Genomic DNA, 19,651 nt, shown 5'->3' with positions numbered 1-19,651 from the left:
CCCCCCAACAAAGGAATTCATCATGCACCTGAAAGGCAAAACCGCCCTTGTCACCGGCTCGACGTCGGGCATCGGGCTCGGCATCGCCAAGGCGTTCGCGGCGGCGGGCGCGAATATCATCATCAACGGCTTTGGCGAGGCGGCGGCGATTGAGGCCGAGCGCGCGGCGCTGGAGGTGTTGAACGGCGGCAAGGCGGCCTATGACGGCGCCGACCTGACCAAGCCCGACGCGATCGAAGACATGTTCCAGCGCGCCGACAAGGATTTCGGCGGGGTCGACATCCTTGTGAACAATGCCGGCATGCAGTTCGTGTCGCCGATCGAAGACTTCCCGGTCGAGAAATGGGACATGATCATCGCGCTGAACCTGACCGCGTCGTTCCACACGATCCGCCATGCGGTTCCCGGGATGCGCAAGAAGGGCTGGGGGCGGATCATCGGCACCGCCTCGGCGCACTCGCTCGTCGCCTCGCCGTTCAAATCGGCCTATGTCACCGCGAAGCACGGGCTGGCGGGGCTAACCAAGACGGTCGCGCTGGAAGTCGCCGATGCGGGGATCACCGCGAACTGCATCAGCCCCGGCTATGTGTGGACGCCGCTGGTCGAGAACCAGATCCCCGACACGATGAAGGCGCGCAAGATGACGCGCGAGCAGGTGATCAACGACGTGTTGCTCGCGGGTCAGCCGACCAAGCAGTTCGTGACGATCGAACAGGTCGCGGCGCTGGCGGCGTTCCTGACACGCGACGAGGCGGCGAATATCACGGGGGCGAATTTGAGCGTCGATGGCGGGTGGACGGCGGCGTAATCGCTAACCCTCTCCCCTTGAGGGAGAGGGTTGCGAAGACTTGGTAGCTTGCTGCCTAGTCGAAGCTGGGTGAGGGGTTGCGGTCGCAAGCGACCGCGCGAGCCAAAGGCTCGCGACCCCTCATCCAACTGCGGCTAGTTCGCTTCGCTCACAAGCCTTCGTATCCTTCTCCCTCAAGGGGAGAAGGAATTTGCATCCGCCTTGAGCATTCTCCCTTCGCCCCCTAAGGGTAACGCCGAACCGGACAGGAGAGACGGAGCAATGTGGGGTCGTACATCGATAATCGGGGGCATTCTGGCGGCGTCGACGCTCGCCGCGTGCAACACGGTGCCGAAAATTCCGCCGTCGGTCGCTGACGTGCCGCCGCCCGCGACCGAGGGCGGCTGGCGTTCGACCGCGACCGAGCAGGACAAGGCGCGCGTCCGGAACTGGTATTCGAGCTGGGAAGCCGCGCTGGCCGATGCGCGCGCCAAGGGGTTCGGGGCGCAGATCGACCGCGAGGGCATCCTGCTGCACCCGACCGCGGCGCTGCCCAATCCGCACCTGCCCGCGGGCGATTACAAGTGCCGCACGATCAAGGTCGGCGCCAAGAGTGGCGGGACGCTCGGCTATATCGCCTATGGCTGGTTCCGTTGCCGCGTGGCGGCCGAACAGGGGATTTCGAGCCTGGTCAAATTGACGGGGTCGCAGCGGCCGGTCGGGCTGATCTTGCCCGACAATCTGACGCGGCAGGTCTTCCTCGGCACGCTCGAACTCGGCGACGAGAAGATGGCGGTCAATTACGGCAGCGACCGGATGCGCGACATGGCAGGGCTGGTCGAGCGGATCGGCGACAATCGCTGGCGGCTGGTGCTGCCCGCGCCGGCATATGAATCGCTGGTCGACGTGATCGAACTGGTGCCGGAAAGCTGACAACCATTATCAAAACGAGCCTATAATCCCCGTTCGACACGAACGGATAACCAAGGCCATCATGGCTTGAAACAGGGGAATAAGATGCGGATTTTGCTGGCGGGCGTGGCAGCCCTTGCGCTTTCGGCTGTGGGTGCGGTTTCGGCGGCGGCGCAGACCGCCGACCCGGCGATCCAGGCCGAGATCAAGAAGGACATGCCGTCGCTGATGGCGATCTATGCCGACCTGCACGCCAACCCCGAACTCAGTTTCATGGAGGTCCGCTCGGCGGGCATCATGGCCGCCGAGGCGCGCAAGCTGGGCTTCAAGATCACCGAAAAGGTCGGCGGCACCGGCATCGTCGCGGTGATGGAGAATGGCCCCGGCCCGGTGGTGCTACTGCGCGCCGACATGGACGGGCTGCCGGTGATCGAACAGACCGGGCTGCCCGGCGCGTCGAAGGTGCGGGTGACGACCAAGGAAGGCGTCGAGACCGGCGTGATGCACGCGTGCGGCCACGACACGCATATGACCGCCTGGGTCGGCGTCGCGCGGCGCATGGCGGCGAACAAGGGCAAATGGTCGGGCACGCTCGTGATGATCGGCCAGCCCGCCGAGGAACGCGGCGCGGGCGCGCGGATGATGCTCGAGGACGGGCTGTATACGCGCTTTCCCAAGCCGCAATATGCGCTCGCGTTCCACGATGCGGCGCAGTTTCCCGCCGGGCAGATCGGCTATACGCCGGGCTATGCGCTCGCCAATGTCGACAGCGTCGATATCCTCGTGAAGGGGGTTGGCGGGCACGGCGCCTATCCGCAGACGACCAAGGACCCGATCGTGCTGGCGAGCCGCATCGTCGGCGCGCTGCAGACGCTCGTGTCGCGCGAGATCAGCCCGCTCGACAGCGCGGTGGTGACCGTCGGCAGCTTCCACGCGGGGGCCAAGCATAATATCATTTCGGACGAGGCGAAGCTGCAGCTGACGGTGCGCAGCTATTCGGACGAGGTGCGCAATCATCTGCTCGACGGCATCGCGCGTATCGCGAAGGGCGAAGCGATCGCGGCGGGCATGCCCGATGACAAGATGCCGGTGGTGAGCGTGCAGAAGGACGAATATACCCCCGCGACCTTCAACACCGTCGATTTCACCGAGGACATGGCGGCGTTTCTGAAGACGCAGTTCGGCGAGGCACGGGTGACGAAGATGCCGCCGGTGATGGGCGGCGAGGATTTCAGCCGCTATTCGCGCGACGCGAACAAGGATGTGAAAAGCCTGATCATCTGGGTCGGCGGCGTCCCGCGCGCCGAATATGACGCGGCGCAAAAGGCGGGGAAGAGCCTGCCGAGCCTGCACTCGCCCTTCTGGGCGCCCGAGGCGGATACGGTGATCGAGACCGCGACCGAGGCGCTGACGGGGATGGCGATGAAGTTGATGGGGAAGTGAGGGGGCTTTTGGGTAACCAATAGTCGGGGTTAGCCCGCTGCAATGCTGGTCTTTTTGTTCAAGGATTTGAGGGCGTCGGCGCCGACGATCGTGGCGAACACTGACGATACTAGGGTGCTATCGATCGGGCTTCCGGATAGCCATGAGAGAAGGTGCATAATTCCGAACGTCATGGCCGGCGCTACGACCGTAAGCTTTGCGCCTTCTTTGATGAGTAGCGCGAGCCGTTCCTTATCGCGCTCGATCCTCTCCACCGCTTCGCGGGAAACTGCGCCGCTATCGATTATATTCAAAAGTTCACCGAGCTGCCGATGCAAATCACGTAGGCAATCTATCGCATCGGCTGTGATTGGGTCGTTAAAGCGCTCTCTTTCGACTATGTTAGCTAGAGTATCGATTTCCCGCAGCGCGATCGGGGCGATTTCACGAACGATCGTGATTTGCTCTCTTACGGTGCGACGGCCCGTCCATGAACTTGATGCATGAGCAGCACTTGGCTCTGGTGTTTTTTGTTCAGTCTGAACGATGATATCCTGAAACAACTGGCGCCATTCGTCGTCTAGCAAGTCGAGGCTTTTTTTGCGGGCAGGGCTGTCTCGGTATTCCAAGAATGCACGTAGGAGCTTGGCTTGATCGGCTCCGGCCAGAGAATGCAAGATACGCCGCAAGCGTTTGGCCTTAGAACTCCCGTCGACTGAATATCTTGGCGCGGTCGCATCAACGCCCACTTCTCTGGCTATAAACTCGTCAAATTCTTGATTGTTGAGGTCCAACACATAGCCGCTTCCCATCATCAATACTCTCTCGACCACCTTCATATCGGCAGCGTTTATGAGGGGCTGTTGCTCAGGTGGTGTTGGCATCCGGTAAAGTGGCTCCTTCTTCCAATTGATTTGGCCAAGCTTGATTTAAGCGGGATCCCGGGTCAAGCCCGGGGTGACGTCGTTGAATGACCATCTTCTCTCGTCACCCCGGGCTTGACCCGGGGTCCCGCTATTTATCCGGCCAAGCTGTCGAACAAGTCCTGCCAATCCGGATTGCTGCGCTCGATCAGCTCGAACTTCCATTGGCGATGCCAGCGTTTGACGCGCTTTTCGTGGGCGATGCAGGCGGCGATGTCGTCGCTGCGTTCGGCCCACACGAGGCGGGTGAGACTGTATCTGGCACAGAAGTCCGAGCCGTCGCCGGTGCGGTGCTGGTGGATGCGGGCGGGGAGGTCAGCGGTGACGCCGACGTATAGGGTGCCGCGATAGCGGTCGGCCATGATGTAGACCCAGCCGCCTTTTGTTTCTCGGTCCATGGGGTGGAGCTTCGATTGAGCGGGACCCCGGGTCAAGCCCGGGGTGACGAGCACAGGAGCGTTGGCGCGGACGATGCTATGGCGGCTTGGTCGCTCGCCGATTTGACCCCGCCGCCGCTTTCCAAATAAATTGGGATGGACCTGTTCGCGGGGCTATGGTGAGCAACAGCCTATGTCTGCCACCGACCCTATCCCCGGCTTGTCCGCCTGCCTGACCGACCGGGAACTGGAGATCCTGCGCCTGCTCGCCGCCGGGCATACGGTGAAGACGATCGCCGCGCGTCTGGAGAATTCGGAAACCGCGATCAACGAGCGGTTGCGCAGCGCTCGCCGCAAGACGGGGGTCGGCAGCAGCCGCGAACTGGCGCGCCTGCTGGATGCCCCAGAAAATTGTGACAAAAATATCGATCTTTCGAACGCGCGCTCGGTCGGGAAGGACCGGGAGCACACCGCGGCCATAGGGGCGCGCGGTTCGAAAGGAATGATCGTCATGCTCATCACGATACCTCTGGCCGCCGCCGGCCTGATGCTCGCCGCCGCTCCGTCGGCGGAACAGGCCGCCGCGCCGACCGCCGTTGCCAGCGCCGCGTCGGCGCCGCTGCCGCTCGCGGGGAGCTGGTCGCTCGACACCTCGCAGATGCCCGCGAACGAGCGGCCGCAGCGGGTGACCATCGCTTTCGATGCCGCGCCGGACGGCAAATGGAAAACGCGCGTCGAAATCGTCGCGCCCGACGGATCGCGCCGCTATTCGGAATCGACCGCGGCGCTCGACGGCGTCGCGGTGCCGATCACGGGCAATATGGATTTCATCGACAGCGTGGCGCTGCGCCAGCCGGCGCCGGACACGTTGGTGATGACCTTGGGCAAGGCCGGCGCGCGGGTGTCGACGCGGGTCTACACCGTTGCCAAGGATCGCCAGTCGATGACCGAAACGATCGTCTGGTCGGGCAACAGTCGCGAGAAGCTGGAAACGACGCATTTCAATCGCATGGATTGATCGCGCGTTGGCGTCGGTTGCAGCGGTGGGCCGCGGTGGCTTATTCCCCGGTTTTCAGGGTTTCGAGCCACCGCAGAACCTCCGCCTGCAACCGTATCCGCGCGTCCGACCAGCTATGGTCGGTCGCGACGTGGAGCGTCTTCACCTTCGTCCCGCCGCCATCCTGGATCGCCTTGGCTAGTGCATCAGTGCCCGGAGCGAGGCCATCGTCGGAGGAGAGGATGAAGAGGTTGGTGGTGGCGAGCGCGGGAGCGGCCTTGAGCCAGTCGAAGGCGTCGCCCTTGGCGATCAGCTCGTCGGCCATGATTTCGGGCGAGGTGCCGGCGAGGGCCTCCTGGCCGTTTTCCTTCATGCCCGCGGCGAGCTGGTCGCGTGGGGCCTTGCCGAAGGCGCCGAGGTTGGCGGCAGAGATCATCGCGGCGCCGATGAGTTGCTTGTCCTTCGCGGCGGTGAGCGCGGTGACCCAGCCGCCCATGCTGTGGCCGATGACGACGAGGCGTTTGGGGTCGATGCGCAGCTTGGCGGCGTTGGCGGGGTCGCGCGCGAAGGCGAGGACGGCGTTCGCATCCTCGAGGTTCTGCGCGAAGCGATACTCGCCGGGGCTGCCCCACGAGCCGCGATAGTTGAAGGCGATCACGGTCCAGCCGGCGCGGCGCATCGCCTGTGCGAGGTCGAGGCTCTTTTCGTTGCCGGGCAGGCCGTGGCAGAGGATGACCGTCGGGTGCGGGCCGGGGCCGGCGGCGACATAGACGATGCCGTTGATCTCGACCCCGCCGCTGGAGATGTGGACGACCTCCATCGCGGCGGGAAACGCCTTGTCGGCGGGCGGGTCGGTGTAGATCGCGGCGGGGATGCTGGCGGGCTGCGCGAGGGCGGGGAGGGGTAGGGCGAGCAGCGCGGCGGCGATGGCGAGTTTCAGCGTCATGTCATTCTCCCTTGAAAGCCGCGAAGCTGCCGCTGCGGCCTTCGCCTTCGGTGAAACGTCTGGCGCCCGCGGCCGCGCCTTCGCGCAGCGGGGCGACGCCGGCGTGGGCCTCGTGGGCAAGCGCGGCTTCGATGTCATGGTCCCATTGGCGATAGGCGCTCAGGCGGTCGCTGGTCATGCAAAGCTGCGGGAAGGCGGCGATCTGCTTCGCGAGCGCGATCGTTGCGTCGAGCGCGGTGCCGTCGGGGACGATCCGGTCGGCGAGGCCGATGCGATGCGCTTCCTCGGCGCCCACCGGGCGGCCGGTGAGGATCATGTCGAGCGCGCGGCCCTGGCCGACGATGCGCGGCAGGCGGACGGTGCCGCCGTCGATCAGCGGCACACCCCAGCGGCGGCAATAGACGCCGAACACCGCGCTCTCCGCCGCGACGCGCAGGTCGCACCACAAAGCGAGTTCGAGCCCGCCGGCGACGGCATGGCCCTCGACTGCGGCGATCACCGGCTTTTCGAGCAGCATCCTTGTCGGACCCATCGGGCCGGGGCCGTCGGGGGCGTAGCGGGTCTGGCCGACCGCCGTGAGGTCGAAGCCCGCGCAGAAATGGCCGCCGCTGCCGGTGAGGATCGCGACGCTTGCCGTGTCGTCGTCGGAGAAGTCGGCGAACGCGTCGCGAAGCGCGGCGGCGGTCGCGGGATCGACGGCGCCCCGCTTCGCCGGGCGGTCGATGGTGACGATGAAAACCGGACCGTCGCGGTCGACAAGGACGGACATGAAAAGACTCCCCCGGCGCCGGGACGAGGCCGGCTTGCGCCAGCATGACGCGGTGGCCCCTTGAAAGCCAGCCCCCGCGTCTCTAGATGGGAGTCGTGCGGGCCGGGCCCCTCTGGCGTCGGCGGGATATTTCCCGCCACGTGATGTCGGACCGCATCGGGTGACACCGATGCTTGCGGCCCATCTCCCCCCTGACAAGGGTTCGGGCGTCGGCGTCACCTGTCTTTTGAGTTCGCTCAATCAGGAGGCCTGTATGACGTCATATTCGCGATTTTATAAACTGACCGCGCTGTACCGCCGGCTCGACGACGCCGTGCGCAGCGAGGGACGGCGCCGCGGCGCCGATGCGTTCCGCCTGCTGCGGCTGAAAGCGGCGAAGCTCGCGGTCAAGCGCCGGCTCGCCGCGCAGATGCAGCCCGCGCTGGCGCGCTGATCCAACAACAAGAATGACGGGCGCGCGGCTTTCCCCTCCCTGAGGGGCGGGCGGCGCGTTCGACCTGTACCAGGGACAATATAATGGAATTTCTGACCGCGGACTGGCTGGGCACCCCGGCCTGGTTCTGGCTGGCCTTTATCGGGCTGGTCGTGCTGCTCACCGCCTTCGACCTTGGCTTCCTGAACAAGGAGAACAAGGAAATGGGGATCGGCGAGAGCCTTAAGCTCTCGGCCTTTTACATCAGCATAGCCTTGGCGTTCGGCGCCTGGATCTGGGCCGCGAAGGGCGGCGAGGCGGGGCTGCAATATTATACCGGCTTCTTCATCGAGAAGGCATTGTCGATCGACAATATCTTCGTGATCTCGCTGATCTTCGCGACCTTCGCGATCCCGCCGCGCTTTCAGTATCGTGCGCTGCTCTGGGGCATTGTCGCGGTAATCGTGCTGCGGGGCATCATGATCGCGGGCGGCGCGGCGCTGGTCACCGAATATGGCTGGGTGCTGTATATCTTTGCCGCTTTCCTGATCTTCACCGGGGTGAAGATGTTGTTCGCGACCGACACGCCGATGGACGTCAAGGGCAATCCGGTGGTGAAGTGGCTGTCGCGCCACATCCCGATCACCGACGATCTGCACGGCGAGAAATTCTTCGTGAAGGTGGCGGACAGCAAGACCGGCAAGCTCGCACTGGCGGCGACGCCGTTGTTCCTCGCGCTGGTGGTGATCAACCTCGCCGACCTGGTGTTCGCGGTCGACAGCGTGCCGGCGATCTTCGCGATCACGACCGACACCTTCATCGTCTATACGTCGAACATCATGGCGATCCTCGGCCTGCGCGCGCTGTACTTCGCGCTGTCGGCGATGGTCCACCGCTTCCACTATCTGAAATATGCGCTGGCGCTGGTGCTGGTGTTCATCGGGTCGAAGATCTTCGTCGCCGATTTCATCCTCGGCGGCGACAAATTCCCCCCTTTGGTCAGCCTGGGCGTCACCGTCGCGCTGATCGCGGGCGGGGTGATCTGGTCGCTGGTCAAGACGCGCGACGAGCCGCTGGTGGTGGAGAGGTAAAGGGAAGGGGGCGGGCGGCGATGCCCGCCCTTTTTCGTTCGCGATCGGGCTTTTGCAAACGCGCGATGGATTTCGGTTTGGGGTAGCTAGCGGACATAAAGCCCTCTCCCCTTCAGGGGAGAGGGTTGGGAGAGGGGGAAACGTCCAAGCCCCTCTCAACTCCGGCTAGCCAGCAAGCTGGCAAGCCTGTGTATCTCTCCCCTGAAGGGGAGAGAGCAATTCGACGCCACGTCCGCTACCGTCTCAGACCGCGAGCAGCAGCGTGTCGTCCTCATGCGGCGCGGCGGCCTCGAACGAGGGCAAAGGTTCGAATTCCTCGTCCTGCAATTCGGTCACGGCGAGGCCGTCGAGCTTGAAATGGCCGAGCTTCCAGTCGTCGGGCGAGCGCCAGTTCTTGCTGAGGTTGAGCGCGCTGACGAACAGGTCGCCGCGGCGTTCGAACATCTGGTGCGGGGCGAGGATCATCTGGTTGCCGTTATAGTGCGCGGTGACGCGGCGCCGGCGCGCGATGGCTTCCATCAGTTTCAGGCGGGTATCGTTCATCGCTCGATCGATCGCAGGGAGAAGGGATTCTGATTGTGCATTGCACCATAATGCACGTCGTTTGTTAAGGTTCAAGGTCGGAATCGACAAAAAAGTTGATGAATAGCTTTGGGACGACGGGCTGTCGGGCGCGGTGAATTGAAAGAACGTCAGTTTTTCGCGCGATTTTCGTTAGCCAAGGCCAGCCAATATCGCCGCCGCCGCCAGCCGCCCGGTCTGCGCCCCGCCGTTCATATAGCCGGGGAAGGCGTCGGACAGATGCTCGCCGGCAAAGACGATCGGTCCGGCGACCGCCTGCCGCGTCGCCTTGCCATCCTCTTCGACCCAGAAATGCGGGGCGAAGCGGGTGAGTTGGCCGGGTTTGAAGGTCGAGTAAGCGCCGCGCGCGAACGGGTCCTTGCCCCAGGCCGTGCGGCGCATCGTGCGGGCCTTGAGGCCCGGAACGGCCGGCGCGATCGCCGCTTCGGCGCGGCGCAGGGTCGTTTCGGGTTTGGCGGCCGTCAGCGCATCGACCTGATCGCCGCCGAAGAACCAGGTGAGCACCCCGGCTTCGCCCGGTTGGCCCGAACTCGCGTCCCAGAATTCGGAGAAGATGCCGGGTCCGCCGGTGTCGACCGCCCAGGCGGACCCCGCGGGGCCGGTCGCCGGCTCCCAGACGCGCGATGCATAGCCGGCGTTGATCTTTTCATTGCGGCCGCAGTCGATCTCGCTGACCAGCTCCGCCCAGGCTTTGGGAAGCAGGCCACCATAGTCGATCGTGCGCATCAGCGGCGCGGGCACGGTGACGATCACGCGGTCGACGCGGTCGCGCTTTCCATTGGCGAAGCGCAGGTCGAGCCCGTCCTTGCCCGGGGCGATCGACCGCAGCGCATGGCCGGTCGAGATGCGCGACATCAACGGTTCGGACAAGGCCCTGACGACGCTCGACGAGCCGCCGGTCAGGATGAAGCGCTCGTCGCTGAGCGAGATCAGTTCGGCCTGTTCGCCGTCGACCACGGGCAGGTTGAACAGCAGTTCCAACGCCGAGGCCTGATCGGGTTCGGCGCCGAATTCGGTGCGGATCGTCGCCTCGATCAGCGCGCGGACGTGCGGCTTCATCAACCCGGCATTCGCGTCGAGATAGGTGGCGACCGAAATCGAGTCGAGCCCGAGCGCGGCAACCTGGTAATCGGCGTCGAGGATCTCCGCATCCCGGCCGATATGCGCGGCGATCGGGCGCAGGTCCTCGATCAGTTCGGCGTCGCCGAGCAGGCGCCCGTCGGCGACATAGCGGGTGTGCGCGACCATCGGCTGGCGGTCGATCAGCGCGATGCCGAAGCGTTTCGCCAGCGCGAGCATGTCGTCATGGTCGGTGTTGATGAGGTTGCCGCCATCCTCGATGTTCAGCCCCGGTTCGGGCGCATTGTTTGCGGTGAGCACGCGCCCGCCGAGCCGGCCGCGCGCTTCGTAAAGATGCGCCTCGACCCCGGCGGCATTCAGCGCATCGAGCGCGGTCAGTCCCGCGAGGCCGCCGCCGATGATGGCGACACGCAGGCCGGAGGCGGCGCGCGACGGGGTGGGCCAGCCGACCAAGGGAAGCGCCGAGGCGGCGCCCAGCGCCGCGAGCATCCGGCGGCGGGTGATCCCCTGCGCAGCGGCGATCGGCGGCGGCGCGCCCTGTTCGGCCAGATTGGCACGGCGGGCCTGATTGAGCAGCCCCCACAACGGCCCGGAACCCCGCATCGGTTTTCTCCCCTGATGGTGCGCCCGAGGGACGTGTAGCATGGTTGGGGGTTGGGCGCGACTATGCGGCGGCAGTTGTGGGTATCGTCAGACGAACGCGGGCGGGCCGACCCCGGTCGGGACAGGGCCGATCAGCGGCTGACTCAACGCGGTCGTGCTGAACTGCGCGGCCGTCTTCGTGACGCGCTCAAAGCGGATTGCGGGTTTGCGCCGATCTATCTCGAGCTGCTTCACGCTATCGGGCTTTCAAGCCACGGTTTTGATATCGATCTTCAGTTGGCTACGCCCAACACTTCGGTCTTGAGCCCATCACCGACCAAAAGCTCCTTCAAGATTGATCGCCACGCAGCATGCGTGCGGTGAGGCGGAATATGGCGTCGGGCGACACGCGCGTTTCTTCATAGAGCATCTCGTCGGCGGCGAAGCCCAGTTCGACCGTCAGGCGCAGTTCCTGCCACAGCTCGTCGCGGTCGGCGTCGGGCAGATTGCGGGCATAGGCTTCGACCAGCCGGTCGGTGACATAGCGGTGCGATTCGAGGCGGATATGCGCAAGTTGGGGCGTTGCGTGGAGCGCGCGCAGAATCCACACGGCGCCGGGTTCGGGGCGCGTCACCGCCGCCGTTTCGCGCATCAGCTCCTCGATATTGTCGCGCAGCGCATCGACGCCCTGATCGACATGACGCGCGATCCACGCTTCCAGAACGTCGTTCTGCTTGGTCATCAGGCGCTGCCCCAGCGCCTCGAGCACGGCATATTTATCCTTGAAATAACGATAGAGCGCTGGCGGCGTCAAACCGGCGCGCGCGCAGATCATGTTGGTCGAGATGCGTTCGATGCCGACTTCGCCCAAAAGTTCGCCGGCGACGTCGAGCAGCAAGTCGTAAGTCGCCTGCGCGCGCTCCTGCTTGGGCGGCGAGCGGGGATTGATTTTGGCGCGGGCGTTCACATCGACCTTTCCATGATCATGGGCGGGTTGAATCCGGTACCCCACGCGTTTGATGACCTGATGGCTACCATATCGGCCCAGCGCCTGCGCGTCATCTTCGATGTCGCGAATGACGCGTCATCGAATGGCTTTGGTGCCGTCCGCGGCGTCGTTTGCGGCCGACAGATACTCACCGCGCCGCACGATTCTTTTGGATCAGTGCGCGATACCAATGGAAGGAATCCTTGGGTGTGCGCTGCAATGTTTCATAGTCGACATGGATCAATCCAAAGCGCTGATCGTAACCTGCCGCCCATTCGAAATTGTCCATCAGCGACCATGCGAAATAGCCGCGCACATCGATTCCCCGCCCCATCGCGGCCTGTAGCGCGGCAAGATGAGAGCGAACATATTCGACGCGCCGGGCATCGCGAACACGGCCGTCGGCGCCCGGCCCGTCGCTGTACGAACAGCCGTTCTCGGTGATGTAGATCGGCGGCAACTTCGCGCCGTAGCGCGCCCGCAATTGCGCTAGAATTTCTTCCAGCCCGGCGGGAATGACCGGCCATCCGAAGTCGGTTTGGGGATAGCCCGCGATGTCCTGAATCGAAAAGAGCGGTTGCGCCGCTATGGCTGCACCATCGATAATCGCGGCGCGTCCGTCGGGAGCGCCGACGCGGGTCGGATTGTAATAATTTACGCCGTACCAGTCGAGCGGCGCCGCGATGATCTTCAGATCGTCCGCTTGCACCGGCATCAGTTCCGCCACGCCTGCCGGATAGGTGCCGGCCAACAGGGGATCGGCGAAGGTCCAGTTGACCAGATCGTCGTATATTTTCGCCGCGTCTACGTCTGCGGATGCGGCGCTGGCAGGCCATGTGGGAGCGTGGACGTTGGCGATTCCGATCGCGCTCGCCCCGGCAGCGCGCAGCGCGCCGACGCCCAGGCCATGGGCCAGTAGCTGATGGTGCGCCGCCGCCAGCGCGGCCATGCCCAGCTGCTTGCCGGGGGCGTGGAGGCCCAGCATATATCCCATCGACGTCAGCGATAGCGGTTCGTTGAGCGGCATCCACATCGCCACGCGGTCGGCGTATCGTTCTCCAACCAGCGCGGCATACTCGGCAAAGCGGAGCGCGGTATCGCGGACCATCCAGCCCCCCGCATCCTCGAGCGGCGCCGGGGTGTCCCAATGGAACAAGGTCGCGACCGGCTTGATTCCCGCGGCGAGCAAGGCATCGATCAGCCGGTCGTAGAAATCGAACCCTTTGGGATTGGAGGCACCCGACCCCGCCGGTACGATCCGCGGCCAGGCGATCGAAAAGCGGTAGTGGGTCAGCCCGAGCGCTTTCATCAACGCCACATCGTCACCGAAACGATGATAATGGTCGTCGGCGACCGCACCGCTGGCGCCACCTTTCACGCGCCCTGGTTCGGCGCAGAAACGATCCCACGACGATGCGCCGCGGCCATCCTCATCGACCGCCCCTTCGATCTGATAGGCCGAGGTCGCGGCGCCGAAGGCGAAATTCGCGGGGAAGGGCGCCAACACATTGTCCAGCTGAGCCAGTTTGCGCGCGGTCGCACTGGATCCCAGTCCAGCCGATGCAATGCCGGCGGCGATCAAATGACGACGTGAAAGCATGTCTCGACCTTTCAAACAGTCCGTGTCGGCAAGGAAAATCGCGAAAAAGTCATATCCAGCGATCCGCCATCATGCTGGCCGCGGGGCGGCCGCCGATCGGCCCACCCGCGCACCGACCAATGCGATGGTACCTGCCGCGGCGCAGGCCGCACCGAACCAGAGCACGGGTCCGACGTCGCGGTCGCTGACGAGAAACGCTGCGATGAACGGCCCGAGGCTCGACCCGATCAATTGTGCACCGCCGATCAGCATCGCGGCGCGGCGGCTGGGGTCGGCCGCGATCAGGATCGGGACCTGAAACGGCATCGCGAACAGCCAGAGAAAGCCGAACAACGCGGTGGCGATCACAAAGGCGGAAGCCGACGGCGGGGCGGCCATGACCGCCAGCAGGACGAGGTTGGCCATCGCAATGGCGGTGACGACCGCGCGCGCGGGCAGGCGCCCGGCCAGCATCGCCGCCACAGCGGCGCCCGCCACCTGCATCGCCAGCGACAGCGGCGCGACCAGCCGGACGGTGGCGGCATCGATGCCACGTTGCAGCCCGAGCGGCTCGATATAGACCCACACCGAGACGATGAACGCGAGATAGAGCGTCACCCCGGCGAGCGCGATGATGCCGCGCGCGGGCAGGGCGGATCCCGCCGCATCGCCATGATCGAGATCGGCATAGGCACGGGGAAGCAATGGCAGCGCGGCAAGGCCGAGCGCCGTTACCAGCGCAAGCAGGGTGAAGCCCCCGGCCGATCCGAACCGCGGGATGACCGCCAGACCCATCGCCGTCGCGAGCGCGAGCTGCGCGACCGTCTGCAGTGCCAGATAGATGCCCGACCAGCGCTCGGGTCGGCGCGCGCGGACGATCAGGCCGATGGCGATCCAAATCAGCACGCCTTCGGCAAGGCCTGCCGCGATGCGAGCAGCGAACAATCCACCGCCCGACACAAAAGGCGTGCAAAGGTCGAGGGCGGCTGTCGCCATCAGGGCCGCCGCGGCAATCAGGCGCAGCCGACCGACCGAGAGCAGTAATCCGGCGGTTCCCGCGGCGATCCCCATCGCGAGCAATTCCGCCGTCGCCAGCAGGCCGAGCGCATTCGTCGATAGCTTGGCTTCGGCGAGCAGCGCACCCAGCAATTGCGGCTGTAGTCCCGGGATCAGCACCCCGATGACGCCGACGACCATCACCGCGGCGGTCTGGCGGGCGGTGAAGGCGGCCGGCGCGGTCAACGCGCGCGGCCGCGTGCGCTTACCGGCCAGATCGCGACGAGCGTGTCGCCTTGCACGACATGATAATGATCATAGAGGTTCACCGTCGGGTCGCAGTGCGGCACCGTCAGGCTCACAGGGTCGCCGGGCCGAAGGCGCGACCCGATGTCGGGGCCGATCAGCGCGGCATGTTCGTCGCCCATGAAAACGAACATCGTCTCGGCCGGCGCGCCGCGTGTCACCACCGCAACCCCACCGTCGGTCGACAGCGATTTGAACCCGGCGTCGATCGTCACCAGCGCGTCGTGATTGGCGCTGACGACGCGGGCATCGACCCCGAGCGACGGCGCGAAGGGGATTGTCGCATCGCCGGTCAGATCGCAGTCGAGATATTGCTTGTCCATCAGCGCATAGGAACCGGTCTGCAATTCCGTGAAGACCCCGAGATCGAGGTCGATGCGGTGCGTACCGGTGCCCGATCCGCTAACGATTTCGGGCGCATGGCCCGCCTCGGTCAGTGCGGCGATCACGCTTTGGAGGTAATCGGTGCGCTCGACGATCGCGGCGCGGCGTTCGGCATAATCCTCGACATGCTGCTGCATCCCGCAATAATATTGCACCCCGCGCAGGCGGAGATTCCCGGCGGCGGCAATCGCCTCAGCCAGCTCGACCGCGGCTTCGGGCGAGGCGACGCCGGTGCGGCGAATGCCAGGATCGATGTCGATCATCACGTCGAGCGATGCGTCCGCGTCGGTCAGCGCCCGCGCGATCCGCGCGACGACGGCGGGGTTGTCGACGGTCGCGATGAGGCCGGCGCTCCTTTTCGCGAGCGATGCCAGCCGCACGATCGCGGCGGGGGCGCTGACCGGCGACGTGATCAGCAGTCCCGTGATCTCGCCGTCGGCGAGCACCTCGGCCTCGCCGATTTTGGCGCAGCACAGTCCGACCGCGCCCGCCGCGAGCTGGCGCTTGGCGATGTCGACGCTCTTGTGTGTCTTGGCGTGCGGGCGCAGCGTCACGCCATGCGCTTTCGCCAGTGCCGCCATCGCGGCGATGTTGCGGTCGAGAATATCGAGATCGAGGACCAGCACCGGCGTGTTGAGTGCGGCGCGCGAGCCCTGCTGGCCGATCAGGGCACCATGAAGTTCGATATCGTCCATCAGCTGAACAGCTCCGCCATATGGGCATTTAGGAATTTGCCGCCGGGATCGACGGCGCGGCGCACCTCGCGATAGCGTTCGGCCATCGGATAGAGTGTATCGACATCGCCGCGCGACAGCGTGTGGCGCTTTGCCCAGTGCGGTCGCCCGCCATGGTCGCGGAAAATTGCCTCGGCATCGGCGAACAGGCTGCGCCAAGGCATAAGCGCATATTGGTGCATCGAGATTGCGGCGACGGGTCCCCGGTTCATCGGGCTCATCCAGATATCGTCGCCGGCGACGGTGCGATATTCGAACGGGAAGGACACCGGCAGGCGTTTCTTGCGGATCCAGTCGACGACCGCGGACAAGGCTTCGAGGCCGACCGCGTGCGGCATCTCATATTCCATCTCTTCGAAGCGGATCGTCCGATCGGACGGAAAAATCGCATGCGCGGGACCGCGCCGGCCACCCTCGAAGCCCGTCTTCATCATCATCCGCTGCAGGCTGGGAATCAGAAAAGGCAGCTTCGCGCCGATCCCCAGCACGCGGCGAAAGGGCGCCTCGTCGATGTCGCTCGTGCTTGGTGGCGCCTCGCAGGGGTCGATCAGCGACAGGGTCTTCAGGATGACGTGATCGGCGTGGGGAAAGAACCAGAATTCGACATGGCGATGTTCACCGGTCAGCGTATCGAAGCGTTCGCGCGCTTCATCCCAGCGCATCTTCCGGACCCGCTCGGCAAGATAATAGGCCGGAACGATATCGCATTCGATTTCGGTCGCGATCCCGAACAGTCCCAGCGACAGGCGCTGCGCCTCGAACAGTTCGCGATTGGTCTGCGCGTCGCACCATCGGGCCTTGCCGTCGGCGCCGACCAGCCGAAAACCACGCGCGAAGGTTGCGAGATTGCCGAGATCGAGACCGGTCCCGTGCGTTCCCGTCGCCATCGCGCCGGCAAGGCTCTGCGGGTTCACGTCGCCCTGATTGGCGAGCGCGAGCCCTTCGTCGGCCAGTGCGGCCGTCAGCCGCTTGATGCTCCATCCCGCCGGAATGCGCGCGGTCTTGCGGTCGGGCGCGATCGTCATCACCCCCGCCATATCCTCGAGGCAGACGATCAGCCCGTCGGACGCGCACAGCGGCATGAAGCTGTGCCCCGCACCCGTCGCGCGCACCGCGCGGGCATCGCGAACCCCGGCACCGAGTTCGACCTCGGTGCGCGGACGCAGCACCGAACCCGCCGCGCTGACGCTGCCCGACCAGTTTGACCAGCTCATCTATTCTGTCCCGCCCGTTGATCGTCAGAATTTGAAGCCAAGCTCGACCCCATAGAAAGCGGGTCGGTCGCGGCGCACATAAGGCGTCTGGAACACATCGGCCGAAATCGTGTTGAGCGTCCGCAGATATTTCTTGTTGAGCAGGTTTTCCGCATAGGCCGCGATCGAGAAGCGACGGTCTTCGCCAAAGCGATAACCGATCTTGGCGTTCACGATATTGCGCGCCGAACGGAGCCGGCCAAGCTGCGAAAAATCGACGAAGGGGGCGATCGCGGCATCTGTGAAGCGCACCGCGTCGTTGATCCGCTGACGCGTGGTGTAGCTGTAGCTGACATCGGCGAACAGCGCGCCGCTGCCCGTGTCGTGCAGATAATGGGCGCCCAATATGCCGCGGAAGCTCGGTTCGCCCGTCGGCTGACCCGAAATGTCGATGCCCTGTTCGACCCGCGACGACCATTTACTGTCGATATAGCCTGCCGTCGCCGAGATCGAGAAATCGTCCGACACGACGAACTGGGCATCGAGATCGATGCCATAGGCGCGCGAGTCCCCCGAGCGGGTGAGATATTGGGGCAGGCACACGGTGCCTGCCGGTGGGGGTGATATCTGACAGGCGGGATTGGTGCTGGGTTCGAGGCTGATCGACTGGCGATTGCGGTATTTGAAATAATAGGCCGAGGCGTTGAAGCGCACGCGGCGATCGAACAACTCCGATTTGAAGCCGCCTTCAAAATTCCAGACATTTTCGGGCGAGAAGAAGGAGTTGATCTGGACCGAATTGAATCCGCCTGCCTTGTACCCGCGCGAGGCCGACGCATAGAGATGGACATTGTCGGTCGCGTCATATTGGACGACAAAGCGCGGGCTGACGTCGCTGAATTTCGCGCGTCGGGTGAAAGGCACGCCTTCGAGCGTGCCCTCATCGAAAATCAACCCGTTGGGGCCAACCGTCGCGCGATAGAAATCGGCAACGCTGATCTGGGCATCGTCGGGAAAGGCAGGGACGCCAAGGATCGCGTTGTACAGCGCGCCCGGAGCGGTCGTCGTCTCGAGGCCATGGCCGTCGAATCCGCCGTTGAGCCAGGTGAAGTCCTTTTTATCGTGGGTGTAGCGAATGCCCGCAGTCAGCTTCAGGCGCGGGGTCACTTCGAACGTCGCGTCGGCAAAGGCGGCGAAGCTGTTGTTCGCGACGCGGTTGTTCATGTCCTCGCGCATCTGCTCGCCGAATACCGGAAGCCCGACGCTGTCGAGGATGGTGAAGATCGGGAAGCCTGCAAGCTCGCCGAGCAGCCGGTCCGCCGAATCGCTGAGCAGCGTCACCGCGCTCGTCTGACGCCCACGCTCGTGAAAATAGCTGACCCCCGCGATCGCGTTCAGCGGGCCGTCGTCGTATCCAAGCCGCAGTTCCTGATAGAAGCTCTTGTTCTTCTCGATATTCTCCGTGTCGAGATAGCGCGTCGGGTCGCCGGTGCCATCCTCGTCCTCGCGATTGTGCGTCTCGAACTTCTTGAACGAACTGATGCTGGTGACGGTCAGCGGCCCGGCATTATGCGTCGCGGTCAACGATACCGCGTTCAGTATCCGCGTTTCCCTGTCGTCGATGACGTCGTTGGTGAACGGGCCGAAGGGACTGCGGCTCAGCGCGAAATTGCTGATCCCGACCGACGCCGGGCCGTCCTTGTCGGTATCATCATGATCGTAGGTCAGGATGAAGTCGGTGTCGGCATTCGGCGCCCAGCGCAGCGCCGCACGCGCCGACACATTGTTCTCGCGCTCGCGGTCCTCGCCGGTCACCGCGTCCTTCAAATAGCCGTTGCGATGATTGACGACTCCGTTGGCGCGAAAATAGAGCGTGTCGGTCAGTGGGATATTGACGGTGGCGTCGGCGCGGACGGTGTCGAAATTGCCATATTGCAGCCTGGCCGAACCCCCGAATTCATCGACGGGCTTCTTGGTGATGATCGAGATCGCGCCGGCCGAGGTGTTACGTCCGAACAAGGTGCCCTGCGGCCCTTTCAGGATTTCGACGCGGTCGATGTCGTTGAAAAAGATCAGCGATGCGCCCGAACGGCCCGAATAGATGCCGTCGATGAAGATGCCAACCGACGGATCGGTGCCGATCCCAAAATCGTCGGTCGCGACGCCGCGGATCGTATAGCTCGGCTGCGTCACCGACGTGTCGTTGATCGTCAGTCCGGGGGTGAAGGTGTCGAGATCGCCGATCGACTGGGCATTGAGCGCCTCCAGGCCGGCGGTGTTAAAGGCTGTGACGCTGATCGGCACTTCCTGCAACGACTGTTCGCGCCGCTGCGCGGTGACGACGATCTCCGATACCCGTCCGGCGTCGCTGCCTGAATCGGTCGCCGGCGAAGCGCTGCTGTCCTGTGCCATCGTCACCGTTGGCGCCACGCCGATCGCCACGGTCGCTGCGAGCCATGCAAGCCTGCTTGTCGTCATCATGTCGGCCTCCCATTTTCAACAATGGGTATCTATCGCTATCTAATAGTCAAGACTATATTATGGTCACGCGCCGCCCTGTCGCTCGCAGTCAGACGTGATCCGCCGTGGCC

At 64.6% G+C, this 19,651-nt stretch carries 19 protein-coding genes; 6 read left to right on the top strand and 13 right to left on the bottom strand.

Annotation, left to right across the window (positions count from 1 at the left end; all coding sequences use genetic code 11):
• The first annotated feature begins 22 nt into the window (after positions 1–22).
• The 3 genes from AC3WS4_RS15625 (at position 23) to AC3WS4_RS15615 (ending at position 3,142) form a co-directional block, all read left to right on the top strand.
• Entirely contained in the window at positions 23–808 is a 786-nt protein-coding gene (locus AC3WS4_RS15625; protein ID WP_492739331.1) for a 3-hydroxybutyrate dehydrogenase, read from the top strand.
• 261 nt (positions 809–1,069) lie between these two features.
• On the top strand, positions 1,070–1,720 hold the full coding sequence (locus AC3WS4_RS15620) for a DUF4893 domain-containing protein (protein WP_492739333.1): 651 nt from the start codon (positions 1,070–1,072) through the stop codon (positions 1,718–1,720).
• 84 nt (positions 1,721–1,804) lie between these two features.
• A complete protein-coding gene (locus AC3WS4_RS15615; RefSeq protein ID WP_492739334.1) occupies positions 1,805–3,142 on the top strand; it encodes an amidohydrolase in 1,338 nt (445 codons plus the stop codon).
• 29 nt (positions 3,143–3,171) lie between these two features.
• Here AC3WS4_RS15615 and AC3WS4_RS15610 read toward each other — a convergent pair whose 3' ends face one another.
• Together AC3WS4_RS15610 and AC3WS4_RS15605 are read right to left on the bottom strand one after the other, a co-directional pair.
• Positions 3,172–4,005, bottom strand: coding sequence for a hypothetical protein (locus AC3WS4_RS15610; RefSeq protein ID WP_492739335.1), 834 nt, complete (start codon positions 4,003–4,005; stop codon positions 3,172–3,174).
• Positions 4,006–4,139: 134 nt separating this feature from the next.
• Positions 4,140–4,442 (bottom strand): GIY-YIG nuclease family protein, encoded by a 303-nt coding sequence (locus AC3WS4_RS15605; RefSeq protein WP_492739336.1) that lies wholly within the window; start codon positions 4,440–4,442, stop codon positions 4,140–4,142.
• Positions 4,443–4,614: 172 nt separating this feature from the next.
• Between AC3WS4_RS15605 and AC3WS4_RS15600 the strand changes: the two genes are divergently transcribed.
• Positions 4,615–5,439, top strand: coding sequence for a response regulator transcription factor (locus AC3WS4_RS15600; RefSeq protein ID WP_492739337.1), 825 nt, complete (start codon positions 4,615–4,617; stop codon positions 5,437–5,439).
• A 40-nt stretch (positions 5,440–5,479) separates the two neighbouring features.
• Here the strand turns inward: AC3WS4_RS15600 and AC3WS4_RS15595 are convergent, their stop codons facing one another.
• On the bottom strand, positions 5,480–6,364 hold the full coding sequence (locus tag AC3WS4_RS15595; protein WP_492739338.1) for an alpha/beta hydrolase family protein: 885 nt from the start codon (positions 6,362–6,364) through the stop codon (positions 5,480–5,482).
• A 1-nt stretch (position 6,365) separates the two neighbouring features.
• The gene (locus AC3WS4_RS15590; protein ID WP_492739339.1) at positions 6,366–7,133 is read right to left on the bottom strand and encodes a crotonase/enoyl-CoA hydratase family protein; all 768 of its coding nucleotides are present in this window, start codon (positions 7,131–7,133) and stop codon (positions 6,366–6,368) included.
• Between the two features lie 253 nt (positions 7,134–7,386).
• Here AC3WS4_RS15590 and AC3WS4_RS15585 point away from each other — a divergent pair, with 253 nt between their 5' ends.
• Both AC3WS4_RS15585 and AC3WS4_RS15580 read left to right on the top strand, forming a co-directional pair.
• Positions 7,387–7,566, top strand: a complete 180-nt coding sequence (locus AC3WS4_RS15585) for a DUF465 domain-containing protein (protein ID WP_187139693.1) — start codon at positions 7,387–7,389, stop codon at positions 7,564–7,566.
• An 83-nt stretch (positions 7,567–7,649) separates the two neighbouring features.
• Complete coding sequence (locus AC3WS4_RS15580; RefSeq protein WP_492739340.1) at positions 7,650–8,636, top strand: TerC family protein; 987 nt, start codon at positions 7,650–7,652, stop codon at positions 8,634–8,636.
• A gap of 243 nt (positions 8,637–8,879) precedes the next feature.
• On the opposite strand, the gene AC3WS4_RS15575 is transcribed toward AC3WS4_RS15580, so the two are convergent.
• From AC3WS4_RS15575 to AC3WS4_RS15535, 9 genes are all read right to left on the bottom strand, one after another.
• A complete protein-coding gene (locus AC3WS4_RS15575; RefSeq protein ID WP_492739342.1) occupies positions 8,880–9,179 on the bottom strand; it encodes a WYL domain-containing protein in 300 nt (99 codons plus the stop codon).
• A gap of 171 nt (positions 9,180–9,350) precedes the next feature.
• Positions 9,351–10,901 carry a flavin monoamine oxidase family protein gene (locus tag AC3WS4_RS15570; RefSeq protein WP_492739343.1) on the bottom strand — a complete coding sequence of 517 codons (1,551 nt, stop codon included), beginning with the start codon at positions 10,899–10,901 and terminating at the stop codon, positions 9,351–9,353.
• Between the two features lie 87 nt (positions 10,902–10,988).
• A complete protein-coding gene (locus tag AC3WS4_RS15565; RefSeq protein WP_187139697.1) occupies positions 10,989–11,135 on the bottom strand; it encodes a hypothetical protein in 147 nt (48 codons plus the stop codon).
• Between the two features lie 94 nt (positions 11,136–11,229).
• Entirely contained in the window at positions 11,230–11,847 is a 618-nt protein-coding gene (locus tag AC3WS4_RS15560; RefSeq protein WP_492739345.1) for a TetR/AcrR family transcriptional regulator, read from the bottom strand.
• Positions 11,848–12,016: 169 nt separating this feature from the next.
• On the bottom strand, positions 12,017–13,468 hold the full coding sequence (locus AC3WS4_RS15555) for a GH1 family beta-glucosidase (protein WP_492739346.1): 1,452 nt from the start codon (positions 13,466–13,468) through the stop codon (positions 12,017–12,019).
• 69 nt (positions 13,469–13,537) lie between these two features.
• Complete coding sequence (locus tag AC3WS4_RS15550; protein WP_492739347.1) at positions 13,538–14,689, bottom strand: MFS transporter; 1,152 nt, start codon at positions 14,687–14,689, stop codon at positions 13,538–13,540.
• The gene (locus AC3WS4_RS15545; protein ID WP_492739349.1) at positions 14,686–15,828 is read right to left on the bottom strand and encodes a DSD1 family PLP-dependent enzyme; all 1,143 of its coding nucleotides are present in this window, start codon (positions 15,826–15,828) and stop codon (positions 14,686–14,688) included. The genes AC3WS4_RS15550 and AC3WS4_RS15545 overlap by 4 nt, the downstream gene beginning before the upstream one ends.
• Positions 15,828–17,081 (bottom strand): D-arabinono-1,4-lactone oxidase, encoded by a 1,254-nt coding sequence (locus tag AC3WS4_RS15540; protein WP_492739350.1) that lies wholly within the window; start codon positions 17,079–17,081, stop codon positions 15,828–15,830. Before AC3WS4_RS15540 ends, AC3WS4_RS15545 begins: the two co-directional genes overlap by 1 nt.
• Positions 17,082–17,105: 24 nt before the next feature.
• Positions 17,106–19,541 (bottom strand): TonB-dependent receptor, encoded by a 2,436-nt coding sequence (locus AC3WS4_RS15535; protein ID WP_492739352.1) that lies wholly within the window; start codon positions 19,539–19,541, stop codon positions 17,106–17,108.
• Between the last annotated feature and the right edge of the window lie 110 nt (positions 19,542–19,651).

It is taken from the genome of Sphingopyxis sp. EU05-FHT14B03 (assembly GCF_058790875.1).
Note: the sequence above shows the minus strand (reverse complement) of the source record. Positions and strands in the feature narration are given on the sequence as shown.

What these genes read in the sequence shown, in the direction of transcription:
- AC3WS4_RS15625 (WP_492739331.1), top strand. Translation starts at nt 23, where the DNA reads ATGCACCTGAAAGGCAAAACCGCCCTTGTCACCGGCTCGACGTCGGGC.
- AC3WS4_RS15620 (WP_492739333.1), top strand. Translation starts at nt 1,070, where the DNA reads ATGTGGGGTCGTACATCGATAATCGGGGGCATTCTGGCGGCGTCGACG.
- AC3WS4_RS15615 (WP_492739334.1), top strand. Translation starts at nt 1,805, where the DNA reads ATGCGGATTTTGCTGGCGGGCGTGGCAGCCCTTGCGCTTTCGGCTGTG.
- AC3WS4_RS15610 (WP_492739335.1), bottom strand. Translation starts at nt 4,005, where the DNA reads ATGCCAACACCACCTGAGCAACAGCCCCTCATAAACGCTGCCGATATG.
- AC3WS4_RS15605 (WP_492739336.1), bottom strand. Translation starts at nt 4,442, where the DNA reads ATGGACCGAGAAACAAAAGGCGGCTGGGTCTACATCATGGCCGACCGC.
- AC3WS4_RS15600 (WP_492739337.1), top strand. Translation starts at nt 4,615, where the DNA reads ATGTCTGCCACCGACCCTATCCCCGGCTTGTCCGCCTGCCTGACCGAC.
- AC3WS4_RS15595 (WP_492739338.1), bottom strand. Translation starts at nt 6,364, where the DNA reads ATGACGCTGAAACTCGCCATCGCCGCCGCGCTGCTCGCCCTACCCCTC.
- AC3WS4_RS15590 (WP_492739339.1), bottom strand. Translation starts at nt 7,133, where the DNA reads ATGTCCGTCCTTGTCGACCGCGACGGTCCGGTTTTCATCGTCACCATC.
- AC3WS4_RS15585 (WP_187139693.1), top strand. Translation starts at nt 7,387, where the DNA reads ATGACGTCATATTCGCGATTTTATAAACTGACCGCGCTGTACCGCCGG.
- AC3WS4_RS15580 (WP_492739340.1), top strand. Translation starts at nt 7,650, where the DNA reads ATGGAATTTCTGACCGCGGACTGGCTGGGCACCCCGGCCTGGTTCTGG.
- AC3WS4_RS15575 (WP_492739342.1), bottom strand. Translation starts at nt 9,179, where the DNA reads ATGAACGATACCCGCCTGAAACTGATGGAAGCCATCGCGCGCCGGCGC.
- AC3WS4_RS15570 (WP_492739343.1), bottom strand. Translation starts at nt 10,901, where the DNA reads ATGCGGGGTTCCGGGCCGTTGTGGGGGCTGCTCAATCAGGCCCGCCGT.
- AC3WS4_RS15555 (WP_492739346.1), bottom strand. Translation starts at nt 13,468, where the DNA reads ATGCTTTCACGTCGTCATTTGATCGCCGCCGGCATTGCATCGGCTGGA.
- AC3WS4_RS15545 (WP_492739349.1), bottom strand. Translation starts at nt 15,828, where the DNA reads ATGGACGATATCGAACTTCATGGTGCCCTGATCGGCCAGCAGGGCTCG.
- AC3WS4_RS15540 (WP_492739350.1), bottom strand. Translation starts at nt 17,081, where the DNA reads ATGAGCTGGTCAAACTGGTCGGGCAGCGTCAGCGCGGCGGGTTCGGTG.
- AC3WS4_RS15535 (WP_492739352.1), bottom strand. Translation starts at nt 19,541, where the DNA reads ATGATGACGACAAGCAGGCTTGCATGGCTCGCAGCGACCGTGGCGATC.